Origin of the sequence: Exiguobacterium sp. PvP048 (genome assembly GCF_040549175.1) — a bacterium.
In the GTDB taxonomy this organism is placed as follows: Bacteria; Bacillota; Bacilli; order Exiguobacteriales; family Exiguobacteriaceae; genus Exiguobacterium_A; species Exiguobacterium_A artemiae.
Genome location: NZ_JBEPSU010000001.1, coordinates 697559 through 719833, shown reverse-complemented (window position 1 = coordinate 719833; position 22275 = coordinate 697559). Strand labels below are relative to the sequence as shown.

Sequence of the window (22275 nt, the reverse complement as noted above, 5' to 3'; positions counted from 1 at the left end):
CGGACGGTGAATCTGCCACATCTTGAGATGCGTCAAACGTCAGCGAAGATTGGAATCAACACCACCCGTGCGACACTTGAGCAACATCAGGCACCGGCGACATTATCGATTGAACAGCCAAAAGGGAATCTGTCGATTGAAACCGTCGCAGCACGACTCGAAATTGATTCGACCCAAGCGATGATTGAAACGGGACGACTTCCAGCTTTTGAGTCAGTCCAGCGTTATGCAGAATATGGTCGTCAGATGGGGCAACAGGCAGTTGGCCGGGCAGCGTCTGAAGGCGATCAATTGATGCGAATCGAGCAAGGGGGAAATGCGGTCTCCCGCGTCGCAAAATCGCGGGACACACCGCCTGCTGAAGTGACGACACTCGGCTTTTCGCCACGCAGTCTCGAACGCGTCAAAATCAATTATACACCGGCGGAAGTGCAACTCAATTACACAGCAGAACGACCGCGAATCGAGGTTCAGGTCAATCGACCGGAGTTGAATGTGACGGAAGGTACGGTCGAAATTTATCTGCGGGAACAAAATCAACTGGATATGTGGCCGGTCGGCGGCATGTTCGATGGGGAAGGATAATCATATGCAAATCATGACTGATTTTTTTGGTCCGGTTCAAGTCGACGAAAGTGAAATCATCACCTTCGCCTCGGAAGTACCGGGTTTTCCGGAAGCACGACGCTTTATCCTCTTACCGTTCGGAGAAGGGATTCCTTTTTGGTCATTCCAATCGATTGACCAGCCGGAGTGTGCGTTTGTCGTGACGAATCCATTTTGGATTGATCCGGATTACGTGTTTGAATTACCGGAATCGGCGAAGGAACAACTTGGGATTCAGGAAACGGCACAAGTCGCCGTCTATACGACGGTCACGTTACGTGAACCGTTCCAGGAATCGACGACGAACTTACGGGCACCATTCGTCATGGAGACGAAACGCCGTCAAGCGAAACAGATCATTCTCGATGAAACGTATGCGAATCGTCGGATGATCGGCAGTTTGACCGAAGTAGGTGGCCACTGATGCTCGTCTTAAAACGAAAAACGGGAGAAGCGATTCAAATCGGGGATGATATTGAGTTGACGATTCTCGCAATCGAAGGGGATCAGGTCAAACTCGGCATCAACGCGCCCCGGCAAATCGATATCCACCGCAAAGAAATCTATCTCGCGATTCAGGATGAAAACGCGGAAGCTTCGCAAAGTACCGGTCTGATGAGCCAATTATTAAAACAACGGACAGATACATGACCAGGACGGGACGGACTTCAATGTCGGTCCTGTTTTTTCGTTCAACAAAAAAATGCTCATTTCTTTTGAATCGTGTATAGTAATGTAGAGAAAAGAAACCTTTTTGACTAAAGAGGGAGTGTAATGGATGAATGAGACGAAGCAGCTGAAGAAAGATGCGAATCGTGTATTAAAAGCGACGAGCCGGACCTTTTATATACCGATCAGCCGTCTGTCACAGGAACTACAGGAAGCCGTTGGTGCGGCTTACTTATGTATGCGGGCGATCGATGAAATCGAGGACCACGAAGAATTGCCGACCGGGGTCAAGACGACATTATTGCGCGAAACGGCGTTAATGATGCGGGGAACATTCGACGAGCAGACATACCGGACGATGATCGCCCCTTACGCGAATCAGTTGCCGGAAGTGACGCTGCGCCTGTCAGAATGGATTGCGTATTGTCCGGTCGGTATTCGGGCGAAAGTCCTGGAATCGACAGCCGAGATGGCAGAAGGCATGGCCACTTGGGCCGAGCGGGACTGGACGGTCAAAACGGCAGCAGATCTTGACGAGTACACGTATTACGTTGCGGGACTGGTCGGTGTCATGTTATCCGACATCTGGTACTGGAAAGCCGGTATCGTGACGGACAAGCAACAGGCAATCGGATTCGGACGGGGACTGCAGGCCGTCAACATCCTGCGCAATCAACAGGAGGACGCCGAACGCGGTGTCGGCTATTTCCCACCGGGTTGGACGACGGAGACGATGTTCGAGTATGCCCGGGAGAATCTGGCGGAAGCCGATGCATATCTCGCCTCGATTCCAAGAGAGACGACGATTTATGAGTTCTGCAAGATTCCGCTTGCACTCGCCCACGGAACACTGGATGCGCTCGCACGGGGAAAAGAAAAACTCAGCCGGCCGGAAGTCATGAAAATTGTCGGGAGTGCCGTTCTAAAACGATAATGGATAGACAAAAGGAGACATTGTTCCTCGGAACAGTGCCTCCTTTTTTTAGCGAATATCTTCGAGATACGATAGGATTTTTTCTTCATAGGCTTTCCGGTCATGTTTGTACGACTGGACGTGTCCGCCGTTTTCCGTCACATACAATTCAGACCGCGGTGCCGCTTTTTGCAGCCGCATACTTTCCGTGACCGGAATCGCATCATCGTCCTTGCCGTGAATCATCAAGATCGGATAATCAATCCGGCGGATGGCTTCGAGCGGTTGGACACGTTCCGGGTTCAGTCCCGTCAAAGGCGGTGTCACCTGGAGAATGACCGGCGTGAACGGGAAGTTCGGCAGACCGCTCCAGACCGGCAGATTCGTCGCAAGATAGTTCTTGAGATCACTGAACGGACTGTCCGCGATGACACCTGCGACTTCGGCTTTCGGTGCCGTGACGAGAGACGTTGCCGCGCCCATCGAGATGCCGTAGAGGACGACCGGTTCCGAGGCCCGGGATTTCGCGTAGCGGACGGCGGTCAATAAATCATCCTGTTCCTTCGCACCGACCGTGACGCGTTTTCCTTCCGACTGACCGGAGCCGCGGAAATCAAACGTCAGGACGTTATAGCCGGCTTGATGGAACTTTTTGAACAGCGGCAACACCGGGACATCGTTTTGTTCCCGGTTTTTTCCGTACCCGTGGGCAAAGACGATTGTCAACTTGGCGTCTTCACTTGGAATCCACCAGCCGGATAAACGGGTCCGGTCTTTATAAGAGCGGAACGAGACATTTTCGTACGCCAGATCCTCCGCCTTTTTCGGATTGGTCGTCAACGGTTCCCGGGGCGGCTCCGTTAAGGAAGAACCGACATAAGCAGAAATACCGACGATGGCAATCAACACTAAGACGATGAGGACAATCAGTCCGGCAATCAGTTTCTTGCGATGTTTTTTCAAAAACGACACGGCGATTCTTCCTCTCTGCAGTAGGATACGTTAATGAATATCTTTTTTCTTGAAACGACCGCCATGGACATCATGGATGTTGCCGATCGCGATAAAGGCTTCTTCGTCAAAATCGCGGACGATTTCCTTCAGCTTTGTTTCCTCCAACCGACTGATGACACAAAAGATGATTTTTTTGTCATCGCCGGAAAAAGCGCCTTCCCCGTTCAGGTACGTCATCGTCCGGCCGAGCCGGTCCATGATGGCAAGACCGATCTCTTCATGGTTTTCCGAAATGATCCAGACACTCTTCGACTGATCGAGCCCGTCGATGACGACATCAATCGTCTTGAAGGCGATGAAGTAAGCAATCAAGGAATACATGGCCCGGTCCCAACCGAAGACGAAACCGGCAGCCCCTAAAATAAAGACGTTGAAGAACATGACGATTTCGCCGACGGAAAACGGGGTCGAGCGGCTGAACGAGACTGCTAAAATTTCGGTCCCGTCGAGTGAACCACTCGCCCGGATGACGATCCCGACCCCGATTCCGAGAATCAACCCGCCGAAGACGGTTGCGAGGAGATCGACCCGTGTCATCGGACCGATGTCTTCCAGTAACTTCGTCGCAATTGCCATGACGGAAATGGCATAAAGCGTTGATAAGGCAAACGTTTTCCCAATTTGTTTATAACCGAAGAAGATGAACGGGATGTTGAGAAAGAATAACCACAATGCGAGTGTCGAATCGGTCAGTTTCGATCCGATGATGGAAATGCCGACAATCCCTCCATCGATGATACTGTTCGGAACAAGGAATCCTTTGAGTCCGATAGCGAAAATCACGGCACCGATCGTAAGCAACAACAAACGACGGACCAGTTGCCATTTCGTTGAACGGCGGTGTCGTTTGGCCTGTTCAGCTGCGGGCATCGAACCCCTCCTTTTACATACACTTTTCATTACTATAACAAAAAAGCACTAAGGCACGCGAGAACGACCTTAGTGCTTATTTCACCCGTTGTAGCGTAATGTCTGGAAAAACCGTAAGACCAGTTCCGCTTCCTGCGTCGTCGTATAGCGTCCGGCATATTGTCCGTCCTCAAAAGCAGTGACAGTCAGGGTGCAGGAGACCAGCTGCAGACCTTCCGACAACCGGACTTCAAACGTCGCGGTTTGCAGAGGTAAGGGAGTATCGGTCGTAAAGTAGAGGTGACGTGTACTCGTCCGGTGGGCTTGAATCTCGGAAAAACTAAAGTCGAATGTCTGATTTTGATGTTGTAGCATCTTAATTTTGCCTTGGACCGTAAAGCTCGGGACATTATCCGAGGCAAGCGAACAGGCTTCGATCGGATACAAGACTTCCCGGATCAGAAAACTTTCCATGACGGCCGCGGACACCGGTCGGCTGAATAAATACCCTTGGATGTTCGGACATTCAAGCGACCGGAACGTCTCGAGCTGTTGAATCGTTTCAATCCCTTCCGCGATGACGGCAAGATTAAACTCCTTCGCCATGTAGAGAATACTTTTAACGATGGCTTGGGCTTTCTTATCCTCGGCGATATGGACCGCAAACTGGCGATCGATCTTGACGACATCAATCGGGTACCGTTGCAGGTAGACCATTGATGAATAGCCTTTTCCGAAATCATCGAGCGCAATCCGGACGCCGAGCCGGCTGACATGTTCCAGCGTCCGGCTGATGTTCGGATCATCCATGATCAATGCCGCTTCGGTGATTTCCAGTTCCAGCAGCCCGGCCGGCAATTGATACGCAGCCAGTATCTGTTCAATCTGGTGTTCGAACCCGGGAATCAAAAACCGTTTCGGCGAGACGTTGACAGATACCGGGACAAGATCGGCACCGGCACTGGACCAGTCAAGCATCGCCTGGCACGCTGTCTCGACGACCCAGTCGCCGATTGCGATATGCAGGGCACTTTCCTCGGCGAGCGGGATGAAATCATTGGGCGGAATCCGTCCCCATTCCGGGTGTTGCCAGCGGATTAACGCTTCGAGACCGATGATTTTCCCCGTCCAGCTGTCGACTTTCGGTTGGTACTCAAGAAACAGTTGCTTCCGTTCAATCGCATAGTGTAAATCCTGTTCGAGCCGGTAACGGCGGTAATAATCGATATCGAGATTGGACGCATAATGATGGACGGTACTCTGATTTTCACGTCGTGACCGCCGGAGCGCCGTATACGAATGTTTCATCAATTCGACCGGATCGCTGCTGTCGTCCGGAAAACGGCTGATGCCGATCGAAACGCGGGTGAATAAGGCGTACGGATCAATTAAAATCGGTTCGACGGATAAAGACAATAACGTTTCCGCATACGACGTGACATCGTCCTTGAGGCTCGACGGAACGAGGATTGCATATTCGTCGCCTCCGAGGTGTCCGAAAAAGACACCCTCCGGTTTTGAGGTGTTGAGGAGTGCACTTGTCGCCTGAATCCACTGGTCACCGGAAGCATGACCAAACGCATTGTTGATATCCGAAATCCGGTTAAACGAAATCGACAGAATCGAAAATGCCGTGTTCGCCTGCATCCAGTCACGGATTGTCTCCGTCAACGAAAGACGGTTCGGCAGACCGGTGACCGAGTCATACATCGCCAGCTGTTGCAAGCGTTCCTCGTACTCTTTTTGAAGCGTAATGTCGTGCATGATGCTGTTCGTGTAGGCAATCGAACCGTCCAGCTGGAAGACTGGAATTTGTTGGTCCTCAATCCATTTCATACGCCCATCCGGGAACAGCAGACGATACTGGATCGTACTCGGCTTTCCGGACGTCAGCCGGCGGATGAATCGTTTCATCGCCGGTACGTCACGCGGATCGAGTCGCTCGAACAGCCAGTCCTGACTGAGGATCAGATCGTGCGGCAACTCTTCGAAAATCTGGAAAAATCCTTTGGAATGAAACAACAGGCGTCCGGTTGATAAGTCGATTTGTGAAATAGCGGCTTCGAGTGCTTCATAGATTTCACGCGTCTGTTCCCGTTCGCGTGCCAGTTCACGGCGCGCTTCGCTGACTTCTGACAAATCATAAAGAATCAGAGAAATCAATCCGGTCGGACCGTCGCGTCGTAATGCCTTCAGGCGTAACAGTTGATATTCGTAGTCGGCATTCAGGACGGATACTTCCTGTTCGAACGTATCGATTTCTCCATCAAGCAGGCGGATCATCTGAAAGCGGAGCGGATCAAAATCACGCGGATGGATACGTTGATGTAACTGTTCATTCGTAAAGGGTTGCACCGGATTGGACTCGATGCCTAAGTACTTGATTAACGAAGGTGAATACTCGATCGTCCGGCTCGTTGGATCGTAGTGAAAGACGACCAGTTCCGGAATCTGTTCTGTCAGTTCCAGTTGCGACCGGATATGGACGACATCATCCTCCAACTGTTTTTCGCGTGTGATGTCACGTGCGATCCCGTACACCCCGACGACATGACCATCCTGTTCAATCGGCATGTTCGTGATTTTGAGCGTCAGCCGGTGTTGATCGGCATGCAGACCTTGTGCCGTATAGTGGACCGTCTCACCGGCCAGGGCCCGCTCGAAAAACGCCGTGACGGACGCATGCTGTTCCGGTGGATTAAAGACGGCGAAATGATTATATAAAGTTTCCTTCGAATAACCGAGCATCCGTGGAAGTTGTTCGTTGAAATAGATGATTTCACCAAGATGATTAAAGAAAAAGACAGCATCTGTACTTTGCTGAAAAAAAGGTTCCACACGTTCTGGTCGTGACAGTTCTAACCCGCCAATCAGCAGAGGGGATGTAGATGAACGGCTCAGCCGTTGCATCGCGTCGAAAAAAGTCATAGACAAATCTCCTCACTCGAATTTTTTCTCTCACTCTTAGTATCGGAGTAAACGAAGATCAATTGCAATCAAAGTTCGAAGAATAGACTTTTTTTTCAAAAAAAGCGAATCATTTTTTGGAGAATGGGAGGAAGTGGAATGGAAAAGAAGAGGGTGGGACGGGAAGTCTGCTTTCTTTCGCTCGCTTTTCTCGGGCGGAACGGAAGCCGCGGTCGTCGTGACCGTCGACCGGGTCTTCCTTGTTCCTGTCGGAAGCAAAGCTTCCTTTTCCCGTAGAAGTCGAGCTTCGAAAGCAGACGTACCCGAATCATTCGATCGGGCAAAAAAATATAAAAAATCATCAATGAAGGAAACGTACAGAAAGACAAAAAGACAAACCCCGCCGATGCCTGTTGAATGGCATATGCTGGAGTTTGTCCGTGCTTTACATATTAGATGGCAAGATCAACAGAAGTCTCGCTGGCATTGGGATCAGCCTGATCCGGTCGGTCGGAATCGTTCATGCCATGATGGCGTCCCGGTCCATGTCCGCGCGGTCCTTGCTGTAAGTCGTCATAGCTTGAGACTTCATCGGCCCGTTCCTGCATCCGTTTCTTGATCGCCGTCGCTTGTTTTTTCGTGATGGCACCGCTTTTGACTTTCGCATCGATTGCTTTCGTTTGTTCGGCAAGGACAGCCTTCTCAAAAGCAGCGAAGGAGATGTTGTTCGCTTCCGCAAATTCCGGTAACGGTTGGTTCGCTGCCTTGAACTTCGTCGCATCGAGATTCAGCCGTTTCAAGATAGCGGACGTTGTATCACCGAAGACGTCATGACCGGGTCCACCGTGTTCGCCTGGTCCATGTTGACCGCGGTCCGGTAAGTCATCGTAACTGTTGGCATCCGAGAACTCTTCTGTCAGGCGGGCTTTGATCTCGGTCGCCTGTTTTTTCGCCATCTTCCCGTCTTTGACGAATTGATCGAGCTGTGTCGTCTGCGCCGCAAGCAATGCTTTTTTGTAATCTGCGAACTTGATGGACTGGGCTTTCGCATAAGCAGCGAGCGATTGGTTGGCTGCATCGAATGTATCTTGGCTCAGACCGAGTGCCTTCAAGACGTCGGCAATCAACGATTCGTTGAAGAAGCCGCCTTTGTCACCGCGATGTCCTTTTGGCATCTGTTCTTTTAAATCAGCATAACTCGAAACCCCGCTAAAACGTTCTGTATGATGTTTTAACATATCCGCTGCCTGCGACTTCGTTAAGTTACCTGATTTGACGAGTGAAGCGAGCTGTTCTTTTGCGGCGGCGAGTTCCGCCTTTTTATAGTCACTGAACGAAATTCCTTTTTGTTTGGCCAGATCTGCGATCGATAAACCTTTTTCACGGGCCGCATCGACCTGCTTTTCCGTCAGATTCAATTTTTTGAGCAGTAATGTAAAATCGAGTCGTTTCATCCCTTCGAAATGCGGACGTTCTGATTTCGTTTCTGTTGAGCTGTCGTCATTGGTTGCAGCATAAGCAGACGCGCCTCCTACTGTTAAGGCGCTGATTGTCAGTGCGGTGATCCATTGTTTTTTGAATTGCATGGGTGATCACTCCTTTCACCCTTTATGTTAGCGGGACACGACTGCGAAGTTGTGAGGAAGTTGCAAGGAAATCGCAAAGAAACGTCAACCGTTCAAAAAAGACGGTACACTACAAGTGGAGGGATGAAGATGAACATTTTAGTGATAGAAGATGAACTGAAGCTGGCACAGGTGACGGAACGGTTCCTGCGTCATCACGGCTATACGGTCACAATCGCGGCGTCGCTTGCGGAGGCTAAAACAAAACTTGCAAGAACATCGTTTGACGCTGCCCTCGTTGATGTCCGCCTGCCGGACGGGGACGGCTGGTCGCTTGTCCCGGGCATCAAAGCGACCGTCCCGGCGCCTGTCGTCTTCATGCTGACGTCACGCGGGGAAGCGGACGACCGGGTGTTCGGACTGGAACTGGGAGCAGATGACTATCTCGTTAAACCGGTTGTCCTCAAGGAATTGATCATCCGGCTCGAGCGGGCATTGAAGCAACGGTTGCCGGTCGGTCGGCAGTTAGGGGACGTGACGATTGATGAGAAGGCGCGCCGTGTCCAAAGTGGACCGGACACCGTCAGTCTCGCGAAGATGGAATTCGAACTGTTGGTCTATTTCTTTGAGCACATGGGCGAAGCACTGACGCGCGATCAAATTCTCGATGAAGTCTGGGGCTATACGTTCGGAGGCGATACGCGGACGGTCGATACACATGTCAAACAGTTGCGGGATAAGATGCCGACGATTAAACAACAGTTGAAGACGGTCCACCGGGTCGGCTACCGGTTGGAGGCAATCGAATGAGTAAGTTGATGCGAAAGTTTTTGCTGGCTGTCATTGCGCCGTTATTGATTATGGGTATACTCAGTTTCAGTCTGACGGCGTTCCTCGTCAACCGGTTTGCGGAAGATGAACGTTACAGTCAGTTGATGCGGGAAGCAAATATCATCGAGGAAGCACTGGCGGAAAATCGTCCGGTACCGCGGGAAATCCAAGGGTTTATCACGCGTGACGGGGTGACGGAACGAATCGGGGGACGGGGACGGCAAGTCATCGAACTGCCGATTCTTGACGATCTCAAACAAAAAGACATCATCGAAGTCCAGGGGAACCGGCTGTTGACCTATCAGTTGACGAGCGGCGATACGGTCATCACGACGATTCGCGAAGCACCGCTCGCAAGCAGTGCCCTCGACGGCGTCTATCTGGCAATCGGTGTGGCGTTACTTGCCGCCTTACTGCTGGCAACCGGGCTGGCCTATTACATGGGACGGCAATTCATCCGGCCGATCATGGAATTGCGGACGGTCGCCAAACAGATTGGGGACGGTCGAAAGGACGTCGCGTTGCCGGTCCGGCCTAACGACGAAGTCGGTGATTTGATTCATGCCGTCGACGAGATGCAGGAACAGCTGATCCAAAAAGAAGCCTTGCAGAAATCGTTTATTGCCGGAATCACCCACGATTTGCGGACGCCGCTCGCCATCATCCGCAACGAGACGGAAGCTCTGGCGGCCGGAGTGATTCCAGTCGACGAACTGCCGGACGTCACAACCAGTATCATCGAAGAAACAGATCGGCTCGGGCTGTTGATTGACGAGACGTTAGTTTATTCGAAACTGGCCGGCGGGATGATGCCATTGGACCGGACAGAAGTGGTACTCGATCAATTAGTTGAGGAAACAGCGGAACGGTTACAATCGACGTTCCAAAAAGACGGTCTCCGTTTGACGGTCGAGACAGTACCAGTTCGGCTTTCGCTGGATCGGCGGATGTTTGAACGGGTTCTCGTCAACTTCCTGGTGAACGCTCAAGTCGCGGCACCGGTCGGAAGCGACGTGTTGGTCCGGCTGACGGCCACTGAGTTGACGGTCGAAGATGCCGGAAAGGGTGTCGCAGAAAACGACCGGTCAACAATCTGGGATTTGTATGTCAAACAGACCGGCGGTTCCGGGCATGGTCTTGGTCTTGCGATCAGCCGGTTGATTCTCGACAGTCACGGCTTAACATACGGTGTCCGGGACAGTGTGCTCGGCGGGGCCTGCTTTTATATCCGGTTCAAATAAAACGAAAAAAGGTCCCGTCATTCACCTGAGTGAAGAGCGGGACCTGTTGGTTATTCAGAATCGTTGGCTTGAACGAGACTCGGTTTGACGAGCGTATAGAACTCATCGCTCATCCCGACGCGGCTGCCCATCTGACAGGCGAGCTCAAGTGTCTCCTGGTAGAATTTCGCGACCAGACTATGATTTTTGATGTGCATATCCTTCATCGCTTTTTCAACGCCGAGGACGACTTTTGCGATTTGATCATCGGCATCATTCCGAACCGGGACAACGTTTTCCGGAAGATCGACTTCCTTGTCGTGTCCGTTAAAGCGGAACGACGCCCCGAAACCAAGATGCTCGAGGAAGAAGTGCGGTAACAATTTACCGGCGAAGAACTGGTGCCACTCTGATTCTTTCATCGTATCCATGTCGCGTTTGAACGATGTCGTTGCAAGTGCATAGCGGTCATGTGTATCTTTCATGAACTTCTCGAGGATTGGTACCTGCATCGCAAACGAATTCTTCAGCAGATTATCGAGCTGTTCTTGCGTTAATAGTTCTTGTTCAGCCATCAGTTTAACCCCATTTCGTTTCGTTAGTTCTATCGTAAGAAATTTAGACAATTCCGTCAAATCTTTTTCAAGAATAGAGTTTACCTATTTCGCAAAAGGGAATTCCTCTACTATCGAAGAGTTAAGGGGGAGTTAGCATGAAACGAGTAGCAATGACAGGGGTATTAATCGGAGCATGTCTAATTCCGGTGACAGCTTTCGGCGCAAGTAACGTAACGTACAAAACAGGTACGATTCAAAACAAGGACTTCGGCTATTCCGTCAAGGCGACGACCGCCTTGCAGACAGCAATCAAGCAGGATGAGGTCGATGTCGTCAAAAACAAAACCGTCAAGACGAAATACGGCACCGTGACACGCAGCGGGACGTTTTCGCTCTACTATAAAGTAAAGGGCAAAGATCAAATGCTCGTCAACTTGAACTTTGAACCGAAAAAATTAACGAAAAAACAATTTGAGAAGCAGGTCGGGTTTGGAACTTATCTCGGCACAAAAGGCAATAAAACATACTATTATGTGCAACCGACGGAAGCTGTCAAAGGTGCAGCCGGAAAGCAAAAGATTGCCGACCTGATCACACGCGACGTTCCGGCGATGATGAAGACATTCAAATTAAAATGAGGAAACTGCGAGGAAACTGCAAGGAGCACTAGCTTTTGCTAGTGCTTCTTTTGATGGTCCGATATAGTAAAGGTTGAGGTGAAGTGAAATGGAATGGACAGTAACAGAAGTTAAACAAACAACAGAAGTCTTACAACTTGAGAAATGTGTCAACGATCACGACGGCATTGAATTGAAAGTCGCTGCGGATTGGGTCGGACAAAATGACTTCGCGATTTATGACGATACGAAATTAATCGGTTATCTTCAGGCATTTGCCTACTTACCGACGGAGTGGGAAATCAATGTCTTCGTCGATCCGGATTACCGGAAACAGGGTGTCTTCACGCAACTCGTTGAAGCGGCAAAAGAAGCAGCTCGTCCGCAAGGCGTCGAAGCGTTTACGTTCGTCATTGATGATGAAAGCAAGTCGGGACAAGCCGTCCTGGGTCAGCTCGGTGCCGAGTACCGGATGACGGAATACAATATGGTTCTGAAAAAAGCGCAATTGTTCTTAAAAGCGGACCCGGATTTCGAACTGCGGGAAGCAACAGCGGACGATCGTCCGTTCATCGTTGAGACACTTGGTTCATCATTTGGCAACACGGCGGATGAAGCAGAATCGATCTATCAGGCGATCGAGTCAGACGATCGAGTCACGTATATCGGTGTCGCAAACGGCAAACCGGTCGGTGTCATTCGGGCGTATCTCGCGTCTGACACGCAGGCGAGCATTCATGCCTTTGCCGTTCGTCCGGAAGCACAGGGCAACGGATACGGTAAGAAGATGCTGAAGCTGATGGTCCAGGCGATGTTCCGCACAGGTCGGACGCAGCTTGAACTTGATGTTGAGACGGATAATGCCCGGGCACTTGATCTCTATAAAGAGGCTGGGTTCGTTGTCGGACGTGGTTACCAATTCCACGTACTTGGCTTGTAATTGTTTTGCAGAAAGTCCACGCGAGTGGGCTTTTTTTTATGGAATCGTATTAAAAAATGAGACCCCAGATCTTCTCATGTTAAAAGTTTCCGCTCGTCCGTTGGCGCGCTTTCCTCGGGCGGAACGCAAGCCGCGATCGTCCTCTTCGGACGACCGGGTCTTGCCTGTTCCTGACGGAAGGGACAAGCCCTTCCTTTTCCCGTAGGAGTCGCGCCCGGACAACGGAAATTTTTACATGGAAAATTTGTTCAGGTACAGTGAAAAGATGAAATAAAAAAACAAGTTCATAATCTAAAGGAAAACTGAAACCTTCTCTCGGTTTTGTCGTATACTACACATATGGAAAAAAAGAGGAGGCGACGTCATGAACGGTCGACAGGATTCATTACGGACGTTGAAGTGGGTATCAGGTGGAATGGAAGCGGTGCTCGGGATTCCGTTTTTAGGTGGTTCGATTGTCATTTTCTCAGGTTACAATGCCCTTTGGTTAATGCTCGCGTTTCACATCGTGGTCGTCGTCTTGACGGCACGAGCGGGTCGAGTGTCAAAAGGGAACATCGTCGGAATTGTCGCGTCGACAGTCGGTGTCATTCCGGTCGTCGGGATGCTGTTGCATATGGCGGCAGCAATCACGATCTTACTGGATGCGGCATTCGGAAGTCGGATTCTTACGCGGACACATGTGGAACGCGTCGAACCGATCCGTCCGCGTCCGGTCCGGAAAGAACAGGAACGCAAAGAAGACCATCCGTTCTAAGTTTTTTTCGTTGACAGGAGAAAACAAGCCGTGTAAAGTAAACAACAAGTTAAGCCATATCAAACAAATCAACGACGCGGAGTAAGTACCGTCAACACTGCCGACAAAGCGAGTCAGGAAAGGTGAGAGCCTGACGCGGTAAGCTGATTAGGGAATGGACCGCTGAGAGCCTGTTGAACGATTCAGTAGACAGGACGGTTGCCCCCGTTACCGGGCTAGCTGGTTGTTGGACCAGCGACAAGAGGAGATTTTTAATCTCAACTAGAGGTGGCACCGCGCGGATACAGGCGTCCTCTATGCATCAGCTTTTGCTGTGGCATAGAGGGCGTCTTTTTTGTTTACGTCAAGGAACGCCGAATCATCCAACGCACATTATCTTTAGGAGGAATTATTTATGAAAAAGACATTGATTGCGGCGGCAAGTACGGCGTTCCTGCTCGCAGGATGCTCCACAACGGATACAGAACAAGCAACACCAAATAAGAATGACAAGAAAGTCCTGCACACGATGGAAAGTTATGACCTCTTGTCGGTCGACCCGGCAGACGCCATCACATCAAATATCTTTAACCAGATTTATGAAGGACTCTACCGCTTTGATGCAAACAATGAACTGGTCCCGGCAGCAGCGAAGTCGCACAGCGTGTCGGAAGATGGCAAAGTCTATACGTTTAAGTTGGACAAAAACGCTAAATGGTCTGACGGCAAACCGGTCACAGCGGAAAACTTCCGTTATGCCTACGAGCGCGTCATCGAAACGAATTCACCGTTCGCGTACCTGCTTGAGCCGGTTAAAGAAACAAAGGTCATCGACGATCAGACGTTACAAATTGAACTCAAACGCCCAACACCATACTTCCTCAGCATGACGACGTTTGGCACATACATGCCGGTCCGGGAAGACATCGTCAAAGCGCAAGGCGACAAGTTCGGAACGGACCCGGAAACAAACGTCTACAACGGACCGTTTACGTTCAAGAAATATCAGGCGGAGCAAGGTTATACGCTTGCGAAAAATGCCGATTATGCCGACCGGAAAAACGTCAAGATCGACGAAGTTGATGTCAAAATCATCAAGGATCCGATGCTCGCGATCAACTTGTTTGAAACAGGCGAACTCGACGTTGCACCACTCAACTCAGAAAACGTCGTCACGTACAAAAACAAAAAAGAGTACAACACGTTCAGCGATTCGCGAATGTTCTTCATCCGGATGAATCAAAAAACAGATGCACTGAAAGATCAGAAGACACGTCAGGCGATTGATGCGGCCTACGATAAAAAAGCACTGACGGAAACCTTACTCGGAAACGGTTCATTGCCGGCTGATTACATCGTCCCGCAAGATCTTGATCCGAAATACGACAAGACCCGTCAAATCGAAGCGTCGTTTGACGCGGCACAAGCGAAACAAGTCTTGGCTGGTCAAAACCTTGAGCTGACGATGATCATTGAAGACGACGATGTCTCGAAGAAAATCGGTGAGTACATCCAAGGTTCACTGAAACAACAAAACGTCGACGTTAAACTGTTGTCACTGCCGAAAAAAGAACGGTTGGCGCGTGAAGGACGAGGGGATTACGACTTGTCACTCGCGAGCTGGGCTCCAGATTATCAAGATGCAACAACGTACTTGAACCTCTTCATGACAGGGAATCCGTTTAACATGATGGACTACTCGATCAAGAAGTACGATGGTCTCTTGAAACAGGCGGAAAACGAACTTGATCAAGATAAACGTTTAGAACTGTTAAGCAAAGCAGAAACGATGTTGCTTGACGATCAAGCGATTTCACCGGTTTATCAACGGAAAAATGCCTTCCTTCAAAATACGGAAGTCAAAAACCTGACCCGTCACAATGTTGGAACAGATATCTCGTATAAATATGTCGAGATTGACCGTAAGTAACGAATTCACCTTGCAGATACTCAAGTAACCTTCTTTCTATAGAAGTGTTGCTTGGGTATTTTTTGCGTAGTTGCATTTGTGACAAAAGCACGAGAAGGAAGAACTGTAAAATCAGGTCAATCCTATTAAAGCGTTCTCAGAAGTGACCGATAAAGAAGGTGATGAGATTTGAAACAGGAAAGGGAGTTTCGAAGATGAGTAAGCTACGGAAAAATTTAAAGATGCGGTTGTTTGTCTGGGTCTTGGCGATTTCAGTCATTACGGGTGGGATTTCAACACAGTTGACGTTGTTCTTAAACCGGGGACTTAATGTCGCTGACGGACCGTCGATTTGGTTAGGCGCCGGGATTGGGTTAGTTTTATCCGTCATCGGTTCGGCATTGATCCAATTGATTCTCCGTCAACCAATCAAAGCGATTGAAAAGGCGACGGAAACAGCGCGTGAAGTCGCAAACGGTAACTTTAACGTTGATTTTGAAGAAGCGAAACGCGGCGACGAAGTTGATCAGTTGATGCATGAACTCGAAGTCATGGTCTTACATATCCGCAAACAGGCAACGCAGATGGGCAGTTCAAGTGACAAATTGACCGCGTCAGCGCAAGAGATTGCGGCGGCTGTCCAAGAAGGCAATGCATCGGGCGAAAGCATCCGTTCAGCGATGGCAGAATTGTCAACGAAGATGAATGAAAACGTCGATCAAGCTTATCTGTCGATGGACGCGCTCGGCGCCGTCAAACGGACGATGGATGAAGTGGCAAAAGAGATGAACGAAGCGTTGAAATCGGCGACCGTCATGCAGACGGAAGCGGAGAACGGGAAGACGCTGGCGACAGATTCTGTCGAAGCGATGCATATGATTTCAAGTAAGATGGAACAATCAGCGACATTGAACAGTCGACTGACCGGCATGACAGGTGAAATTTCGAGGATTACCGATGTTATCAGTGACATCTCGGCCCAGACGAACTTACTCAGTCTCAACGCCTCGATTGAAGCAGCACGGGCCGGTGACGCCGGGCGTGGATTTGCCGTTGTTGCAGCGGAAGTTAAGAAACTCGCCGAACAGACCGCAACGTCGGCAAAAGAAATCACCGATTTGATTTCCGGTGTTAAACGTCTCGTCAATGATACAGCGAACGCGATGACGGACGTCCAAAAAGAAGTGGCGACTGGTGTCGGACTCGTCGAACAAGCCGGTTCGTCGTTTGAAGAGATTCACCAGTCGACGGAAAGTGTCTATTCCCGTGTTCAGTCGGTCGATCAATTGGTTATCAAGTCCGATAAGGAAATCGATCAGGTTGGTTTAACGACGGCGAATATCCTCGCGATGGTCGAAGAAGCATCGAAACACGCGGAGCAGGTCTTGCAGGCATCAAGCCATCAAGCGGCTTCACTTGGTGAGGTCAACGGCGCGATGGAAGAGTTGGTTGCAGTCGCGGAACAACTACAGGAAGAGACAGGCGCGACGCGTCTGTAAATCAGAAATCGTGGACGGAAGTAGCGTCTGCGATTTTTGTTTGAACTTTTTTATTTTTTTTGAGAGAAACTGTTAAACATTTCGGTACGGCGACGATATATAGAGTGGAAGCAGTCATCGACTACAACCACCGCGCTACTCTTGGGCCGGCCAGGGGGCGCATCTCGGAGAAGAAGGATCTTCAAAGAGACAAAAAATTTATTCCTATGGAGGGAAACTTAAAATGATTATCAATCACAACATTACAGCACTTAACACACACAACAAACTTTCGAGCGCAACTGCAGCTCAAGGGAAATCAATGGAGAAATTGGCTTCAGGTCTTCGTATTAACAAAGCAGGCGATGATGCAGCAGGTCTTGCGATTTCTGAAAAAATGCGTGGGCAAGTCCGTGGTCTCGACCAAGCTGGACGTAACGCACAGGATTCAATTTCAATGATCCAAACGGCTGAGGGTGCTTTGAACGAAACGCACGATATCCTTCAACGGATGCGTGAACTGGCTGTCCAAGCTGGTAACGATACAAACACAACTTCAGATCGTGGAGAAATTCAAAAAGAAGTTAACCAATTAACAAGTGAAATCAACCGTATCGGTAACACGGCTGAGTTCAATGGTCAAAAACTGTTGAATGCAACTGCAGGTACTGTTACTGCAGCAGTTGTCGCAGCACCTGGACCTCCAGCTGTTGCCGCAGTTCCAGCCAAATCATCTTTCACTTCACAAATTGGTGCGAACGAAAACCAAACGATGACGCTAGAGTTTACTGATATGCGTGCGGCAGCACTTGGCATTACAGGAACTGGTGCAGGATTTACGGCAGCTAATACGGTAACGGATGGAACAAATAATACACCAGCCGAAATGGCATTAGATCTCTCTACCTCAGCTACTGCTGGTTCTGCTGTGACTAGAATCCAGACAGCAATCGATAGTGTTTCTGCTGAACGTTCGAAGCTCGGTGCAAACCAAAACCGTCTCGAGCACACAATCAACAACCTCAAAACATCTTCTGAAAACCTAACAGCTGCGGAATCACGTATCCGTGACGTTGATATGGCGAAAGAAATGATGAACCAAACGAAGAACTCGATTCTTGGACAAGCTGCACAAGCAATGTTGGCTCAATCGAATCAAACACCCCAGGGCGTTCTTCAACTCCTTCGGTAATTTGATTCCACCGGGCGTCTGATCGGGTAACTGGTCAGAGCATGACTGGGTGAATTGCTGGAACTCCTTTAGAGCCTTGATGTACGACAACGTGGCTGGAAACGGCGAGCGTGACCGTTCTGAAAAACGTCAAGGATTGGACAATCAGCAGCCAAGCACCTGTAGGGAAACCTTGGTGAAGGTTCAACGACTAGGATAGACGACCTAATGGAGACTTCCGATGGTTATGAAATCCGTACTCCGTAAACGGCGGGGGAAGCGCCCAGCTCCTAGTATACCTAGGATGAAGATATAGTCTTATCATTAGCGAAAGTTAATGCGCGTAGCAAGCGAACCAACAGCCGCAAGGCGTTCTCCAATTACTCCGTTAATCGTAATTGGTCGTATAGCTTACTTAAAGGTCATGGACTTGTTCCATGGCCTTTTTTAGTTGTCCAAACTTATAAGTGACGGACCAGTATGTCCGGTTGAGTTTTTCAGCAATGGCTTGTGTCGTCCATCCACTTGTTTTGAGTTCTAAAATAGTAGTGCACTCTTCTAATGTATATGGTCTTGAAGGGTTTGATGGAAGTACTTGATACTGTGGATGTCCATGCTGAAGTTGCATGAGACGAGCTTCCCAGTCTAACTTGTAAGCAAACTTTGGCAAGTCCGCTGTATATGGTGCAACTTGCTCCAAAAATGTGAGCGTATCTGTGACACGAGTCGTTTTCAAGAAATAACCGCAACCGTTGGATGTTTGTGATAGACGAAAGTTGAGATGGAATGTCTGATTTAACCAATTACAAAAAGGAATCAGCTCTTCTTTTGAAAACGACTGTAGATAAAGTGCGATGGAAGGTGTGACATACAACTGATTGGCGTGGTTCGTGCGTTTAGAAATCATAAGTGAACCGTCATCTAAATAGAGTATTAATAGAAATAACGGATGTGCACAACGCGAGAGCAGTTCAAATGGAATTATCTTTTTATGATTTTGATAAAAATAGTGATACAGTTCGGTCATTATTGGCAATGATTTAGAGACAAGGTTGCTTTGCCGAATGTATAAGATATCGGGAAGTTGCTTTTGCTTCCATTCCCGATAAAACCGTTGTGTCTCACCAAAGTGCTCCCGGTAACTGTTATTTTTTCGTCGGGACTTTGGATAACATTTTGTGATTTCACCATCTGCTAAAATACTGGCCAGTAAAACAGATTGTTGAGCTTTATGATAATGTATCAATCAACATATTAAGGAAACTCCTTTCGATAAAAGAACATATGTTCTTTTATTCCCGATTTTCTAAACTTTAAAATAAAACTAATAAAAAGAATAGTCCAAACCGATATAATACATAGAGAAGAAAAAGGAGTGTTTGTCCATGAATTCCATCAATACGGAAATCCGGCTTCATCTGCCTGAAAATGTGTTACCTTACGAAGCGACACGAAACGTCTTCGTCGAAGCGAATCAAGAAGATTTGGCACAGGACGGCATCGTCATCTTGCCGACGCCACAACATATCACAAAGCTCGAAACGGCCATTGAGAAAGCGAATGTTCAGCTTGAAGCACAACGAACTGGTTTAAAGTTCGTCAAACATGAAAAGCTCAATGAATTTTATATTCAAGTCGTTGATACGAATAACCATGTCGTTCAAGAAATTCCGAGTAAAAAGGAACTCGATTTTTTTGCAGCCTTTATGGAATTTAATCAATTAATCGATAAGCGGATTTAAGAGAAAGGACTGATTGGATGGCAGGGATACGTCTTAGTGGTCTCGCAAGTGGGATTGATACAGAAACGATGATTAAGCAATTAATGCAGGCAGAACGTGCACCAGTAGATCGTCTGTCACAAAAGAAACAAACCTTAACATGGCAACGGGATGCTTACCGCGAAATGAATCGTGGCTTGCTCGATTTACGAACAGCAGCGAGCGATATGCTGTTGTCTAAAAACTATATCGCAAAAACGGCAACCAGTTCGGACGCATCAAAGGTCTCGGTTACCGCAAGCCCGGCCGCAACAGCTGGCAGTGTAACGATTGATAAAATTGGCCAGTTAGCGTCAGCAGCTTCTGTAACGATGACGACAACAGTAGGGAATTCATCCGATACCACACTTGCTGCGAGTGGCATGTTTAATGTGACAGATGGGAAAGTTAATATTCAAATCAACAGCTTTTCTGCTGATGGAACAGCAATTAGTGAAACGATTTCGTTGGATTCGACACAAAAGCTGTCTGATTTAACAACAGCCATTAATGGTAAATCGAGTCTCGGCATGAGTGCTGTCTATAACGACATTACGGGTAAGTTGGTCTTAACCAAAACAAGTACCGGAAAACTGAATCCAAGTGGAGCCGATATCACAATTATCGATGCGAATTTAGGTACAGAAAAAGTAAATTCTCAAATTGATGGTGTTGGACAAGATGGCAAAAATGCCAAGTATACGATTGGTGGACAAGAGCTTGAGCAGCGGACCAATACCTTCACGCAAAACGGTCTGACGATTACATTGAACGGAACGTCGACAACCGCGACAACCATCAATACAAAACTCGACACACAAGCAAACTTTGATTCCATTAAGAAGTTTGTTGATAAGTATAATGACTTGATTGATAAGATGAATAAAAAAGTTCGTGAAGAAAAATACCGTGATTTCCAACCATTGACGGATGCGCAGCGCAAAGAGTTAAGTGAAGACGAAGTCAAGAAATGGGAAGAGAAAGCGATGAGCGGTGTATTGAAAAATGACAGTTTTCTTCGTGATGGGATGACGTCGTTCCGGAGTGCAATCTCTGCAAAGATTGATACAGGATATTCGTATACGTCGGGAACTGATACGATTCAATTGAACTACATGTCGCAAATTGGAATCACTTCAACAAGTGACTTCCGTGATGGTGGAAAGCTCAAAATTGATGAAACGAAACTAAAGAAGATGCTCGAAGAACAGCCGGAAGGTGTCTATAAACTGTTTACAGCTGATGCTCCGGAACCTGTTAAGAATCCTGATGGCTCAGTTACACCAAATCTAGGTGGACTCGATGGATTCGTCCGGCAAATTCAAGGATTCGCCACAACGATGCGCGATAAAATCTCGAAGGTCGCAGGACTAGACGGCGCGGTTTCGACAACGTATCGTCTCGGAAAATCACTGGCTGATCTCGATAAGAGTATGCTGACCTGGGAAGATAAGTTAAAAACAAAAGAGAATGCCTACTATCGTCGCTTTGCTGCAATGGAACAGGCGATGAACCAGGCGAACAGCCAGTCGGCGACACTCGCTTCATACTTAGGACAATAAGGAGGACTTCAGATGGCCAACCCCTATGCAACGTACCAAACGAATTCTGTTACAACCGCACTACCCCAAGATTTAACGTTAATGCTGTATGAAGGACTGATTAAATTTTCGATGCTTGCAAAACGGTCGATTGAACAGGGTCTGATTGAACAAAAAAACACGAACATTCAAAAAGCGCAGGCAATTATCCTCGAACTTCAGCTGACACTCAACCAGTCAATTGCCTTATCAAAAGATTTAAATAATTTATACGACTACATGCAAGGTCGTCTGATTGACGCCAATGTCAAAAATGATGTTGTGGCAATCGACGAAGTGATCGGTTTTGCGGAAGAGTTCCGTGAGACCTGGAAAGAAGCGATGAAGCTCGCGCGTCAACGATGAGTCCGCTTGACCCGCTCCGTCTGAAGACGAAACATCTGATGGAGTTGCTGGAGCAAACGCCGGAGGAAGACGTCTACGACGAGTGGCTAGTGAAGATTCAAAACTTATTGAATGAGCGGGAAGCGTTCATCGCCGCTCATTCGAACTTACTGGCCGGCGCCAATCAAGCCGTCATTCAAGAGCTAGTTGCAGAAAGTCAAAAAATCGACTTGAAATTATCGTCAGAAACCGCTAAATTAGGGGTACAAATCAATCAATTGCGTCAGACGAAAACAAGTCGGAAATCGTATATCGATCCGTACGAAGAAGTCGAAGGTAGTTTTTCACCGTATTTTGATTCTCGTCAGTAACTTTCTAGACGTAGGGAGGGATCTCGCGTGCCAAAACGTGAAGACAAGAAACGAAAGGTCGTCAAACCATTTTACCGTTCCGACGGCTCGTACGATCAGTTCATCGAACCGGATGTCGAGTCGGAATCGTGGGAAGAGGCCGAACGGCCGATTTCCGATTTACCGGATGCGTATGAAGAAGAAAAATATCGACGCGAGTCGTTGTAACGAAAGAGGACCTTCCACCGTGGGAGGTCC

General features: G+C 48.6%; 23 protein-coding genes and 1 other annotated feature. Of the genes, 17 read left to right on the top strand and 6 right to left on the bottom strand.

Annotated elements, in window-relative coordinates; translation table 11 throughout:
- The first annotated feature begins 6 nt into the window (after nucleotides 1-6).
- The 4 genes from ABIC15_RS03620 to ABIC15_RS03605 all read left to right on the top strand — a co-directional run bounded on the left by ABIC15_RS03620 (nucleotide 7) and on the right by ABIC15_RS03605 (nucleotide 2209).
- Entirely contained in the window at nucleotides 7-585 is a 579-nt protein-coding gene (locus ABIC15_RS03620) for a DUF6470 family protein (protein WP_114595073.1), read from the top strand.
- Nucleotides 586-589: 4 nt separating this feature from the next.
- Complete coding sequence (gene fliW, locus ABIC15_RS03615; protein ID WP_318928862.1) at nucleotides 590-1030, top strand: flagellar assembly protein FliW; 441 nt, start codon at nucleotides 590-592, stop codon at nucleotides 1028-1030.
- Entirely contained in the window at nucleotides 1030-1257 is a 228-nt protein-coding gene (gene csrA / locus ABIC15_RS03610; RefSeq protein ID WP_026827533.1) for a carbon storage regulator CsrA, read from the top strand. The genes fliW and csrA overlap by 1 nt, the downstream gene beginning before the upstream one ends.
- A 127-nt stretch (nucleotides 1258-1384) precedes the next feature.
- Nucleotides 1385-2209, top strand: coding sequence for a squalene/phytoene synthase family protein (locus tag ABIC15_RS03605; RefSeq protein WP_354019736.1), 825 nt, complete (start codon nucleotides 1385-1387; stop codon nucleotides 2207-2209).
- Nucleotides 2210-2257: 48 nt separating this feature from the next.
- Here the strand turns inward: ABIC15_RS03605 and ABIC15_RS03600 are convergent, their stop codons facing one another.
- From ABIC15_RS03600 to ABIC15_RS03585, 4 genes are all read right to left on the bottom strand, one after another.
- Nucleotides 2258-3160 carry an alpha/beta hydrolase gene (locus ABIC15_RS03600; protein ID WP_318928860.1) on the bottom strand — a complete coding sequence of 301 codons (903 nt, stop codon included), beginning with the start codon at nucleotides 3158-3160 and terminating at the stop codon, nucleotides 2258-2260.
- 30 nt (nucleotides 3161-3190) lie between these two features.
- Nucleotides 3191-4072, bottom strand: a complete 882-nt coding sequence (locus ABIC15_RS03595) for a YitT family protein (protein WP_354019735.1) — start codon at nucleotides 4070-4072, stop codon at nucleotides 3191-3193.
- Between the two features lie 81 nt (nucleotides 4073-4153).
- Nucleotides 4154-6979, bottom strand: a complete 2826-nt coding sequence (locus tag ABIC15_RS03590; RefSeq protein ID WP_354019734.1) for a sensor domain-containing protein — start codon at nucleotides 6977-6979, stop codon at nucleotides 4154-4156.
- A gap of 431 nt (nucleotides 6980-7410) precedes the next feature.
- Nucleotides 7411-8544, bottom strand: a complete 1134-nt coding sequence (locus tag ABIC15_RS03585) for a hypothetical protein (protein WP_354019733.1) — start codon at nucleotides 8542-8544, stop codon at nucleotides 7411-7413.
- A 129-nt stretch (nucleotides 8545-8673) separates the two neighbouring features.
- Here ABIC15_RS03585 and ABIC15_RS03580 point away from each other — a divergent pair, with 129 nt between their 5' ends.
- Both ABIC15_RS03580 and ABIC15_RS03575 read left to right on the top strand, forming a co-directional pair.
- On the top strand, nucleotides 8674-9333 hold the full coding sequence (locus ABIC15_RS03580) for a response regulator transcription factor (RefSeq protein ID WP_354019732.1): 660 nt from the start codon (nucleotides 8674-8676) through the stop codon (nucleotides 9331-9333).
- Nucleotides 9330-10595, top strand: a complete 1266-nt coding sequence (locus ABIC15_RS03575) for a HAMP domain-containing sensor histidine kinase (RefSeq protein WP_354019731.1) — start codon at nucleotides 9330-9332, stop codon at nucleotides 10593-10595. Before ABIC15_RS03580 ends, ABIC15_RS03575 begins: the two co-directional genes overlap by 4 nt.
- Nucleotides 10596-10645: 50 nt before the next feature.
- Here the strand turns inward: ABIC15_RS03575 and ABIC15_RS03570 are convergent, their stop codons facing one another.
- Complete coding sequence (locus tag ABIC15_RS03570; RefSeq protein ID WP_114595083.1) at nucleotides 10646-11149, bottom strand: hypothetical protein; 504 nt, start codon at nucleotides 11147-11149, stop codon at nucleotides 10646-10648.
- Nucleotides 11150-11286: 137 nt separating this feature from the next.
- Here ABIC15_RS03570 and ABIC15_RS03565 point away from each other — a divergent pair, with 137 nt between their 5' ends.
- The 6 genes from ABIC15_RS03565 (at nucleotide 11287) to hag (ending at nucleotide 18003) form a co-directional block, all read left to right on the top strand.
- Nucleotides 11287-11769 (top strand): hypothetical protein, encoded by a 483-nt coding sequence (locus ABIC15_RS03565; protein WP_354019730.1) that lies wholly within the window; start codon nucleotides 11287-11289, stop codon nucleotides 11767-11769.
- An 88-nt stretch (nucleotides 11770-11857) separates the two neighbouring features.
- Nucleotides 11858-12688, top strand: coding sequence for a GNAT family N-acetyltransferase (locus ABIC15_RS03560; protein WP_354019729.1), 831 nt, complete (start codon nucleotides 11858-11860; stop codon nucleotides 12686-12688).
- Between the two features lie 364 nt (nucleotides 12689-13052).
- On the top strand, nucleotides 13053-13445 hold the full coding sequence (locus ABIC15_RS03555) for a hypothetical protein (RefSeq protein ID WP_354019728.1): 393 nt from the start codon (nucleotides 13053-13055) through the stop codon (nucleotides 13443-13445).
- 62 nt (nucleotides 13446-13507) lie between these two features.
- Nucleotides 13508-13743, top strand: a binding site (T-box leader).
- Nucleotides 13744-13839: 96 nt separating this feature from the next.
- Complete coding sequence (locus ABIC15_RS03550) at nucleotides 13840-15354, top strand: peptide ABC transporter substrate-binding protein (protein WP_354019727.1); 1515 nt, start codon at nucleotides 13840-13842, stop codon at nucleotides 15352-15354.
- A 194-nt stretch (nucleotides 15355-15548) separates the two neighbouring features.
- Nucleotides 15549-16832, top strand: a complete 1284-nt coding sequence (locus ABIC15_RS03545; RefSeq protein WP_354019726.1) for a methyl-accepting chemotaxis protein — start codon at nucleotides 15549-15551, stop codon at nucleotides 16830-16832.
- Between the two features lie 223 nt (nucleotides 16833-17055).
- Nucleotides 17056-18003 carry a flagellin Hag gene (gene hag, locus ABIC15_RS03540; RefSeq protein ID WP_354019725.1) on the top strand — a complete coding sequence of 316 codons (948 nt, stop codon included), beginning with the start codon at nucleotides 17056-17058 and terminating at the stop codon, nucleotides 18001-18003.
- Nucleotides 18004-18397: 394 nt separating this feature from the next.
- On the opposite strand, the gene ABIC15_RS03535 is transcribed toward hag, so the two are convergent.
- Entirely contained in the window at nucleotides 18398-19228 is an 831-nt protein-coding gene (locus ABIC15_RS03535) for an endonuclease (RefSeq protein WP_354019724.1), read from the bottom strand.
- Nucleotides 19229-19367: 139 nt separating this feature from the next.
- Between ABIC15_RS03535 and ABIC15_RS03530 the strand changes: the two genes are divergently transcribed.
- From ABIC15_RS03530 to ABIC15_RS03510, 5 genes are read left to right on the top strand one after another with little or no spacing between them, the layout of a single operon-like run.
- On the top strand, nucleotides 19368-19724 hold the full coding sequence (locus ABIC15_RS03530) for a flagellar protein FlaG (protein ID WP_014971207.1): 357 nt from the start codon (nucleotides 19368-19370) through the stop codon (nucleotides 19722-19724).
- A gap of 17 nt (nucleotides 19725-19741) precedes the next feature.
- Nucleotides 19742-21304 (top strand): flagellar filament capping protein FliD, encoded by a 1563-nt coding sequence (gene fliD, locus ABIC15_RS03525; protein ID WP_354019723.1) that lies wholly within the window; start codon nucleotides 19742-19744, stop codon nucleotides 21302-21304.
- Nucleotides 21305-21316: 12 nt separating this feature from the next.
- Nucleotides 21317-21688: a flagellar export chaperone FliS gene (gene fliS / locus ABIC15_RS03520; protein ID WP_131502214.1), complete on the top strand. Its 372-nt coding sequence runs from the start codon at nucleotides 21317-21319 to the stop codon at nucleotides 21686-21688.
- The gene (locus ABIC15_RS03515) at nucleotides 21685-22038 is read left to right on the top strand and encodes a hypothetical protein (RefSeq protein ID WP_354019722.1); all 354 of its coding nucleotides are present in this window, start codon (nucleotides 21685-21687) and stop codon (nucleotides 22036-22038) included. The genes fliS and ABIC15_RS03515 overlap by 4 nt, the downstream gene beginning before the upstream one ends.
- 27 nt (nucleotides 22039-22065) lie before the next feature.
- Complete coding sequence (locus tag ABIC15_RS03510; RefSeq protein ID WP_026827549.1) at nucleotides 22066-22245, top strand: hypothetical protein; 180 nt, start codon at nucleotides 22066-22068, stop codon at nucleotides 22243-22245.
- The last annotated feature ends 30 nt before the right edge of the window (nucleotides 22246-22275 follow it).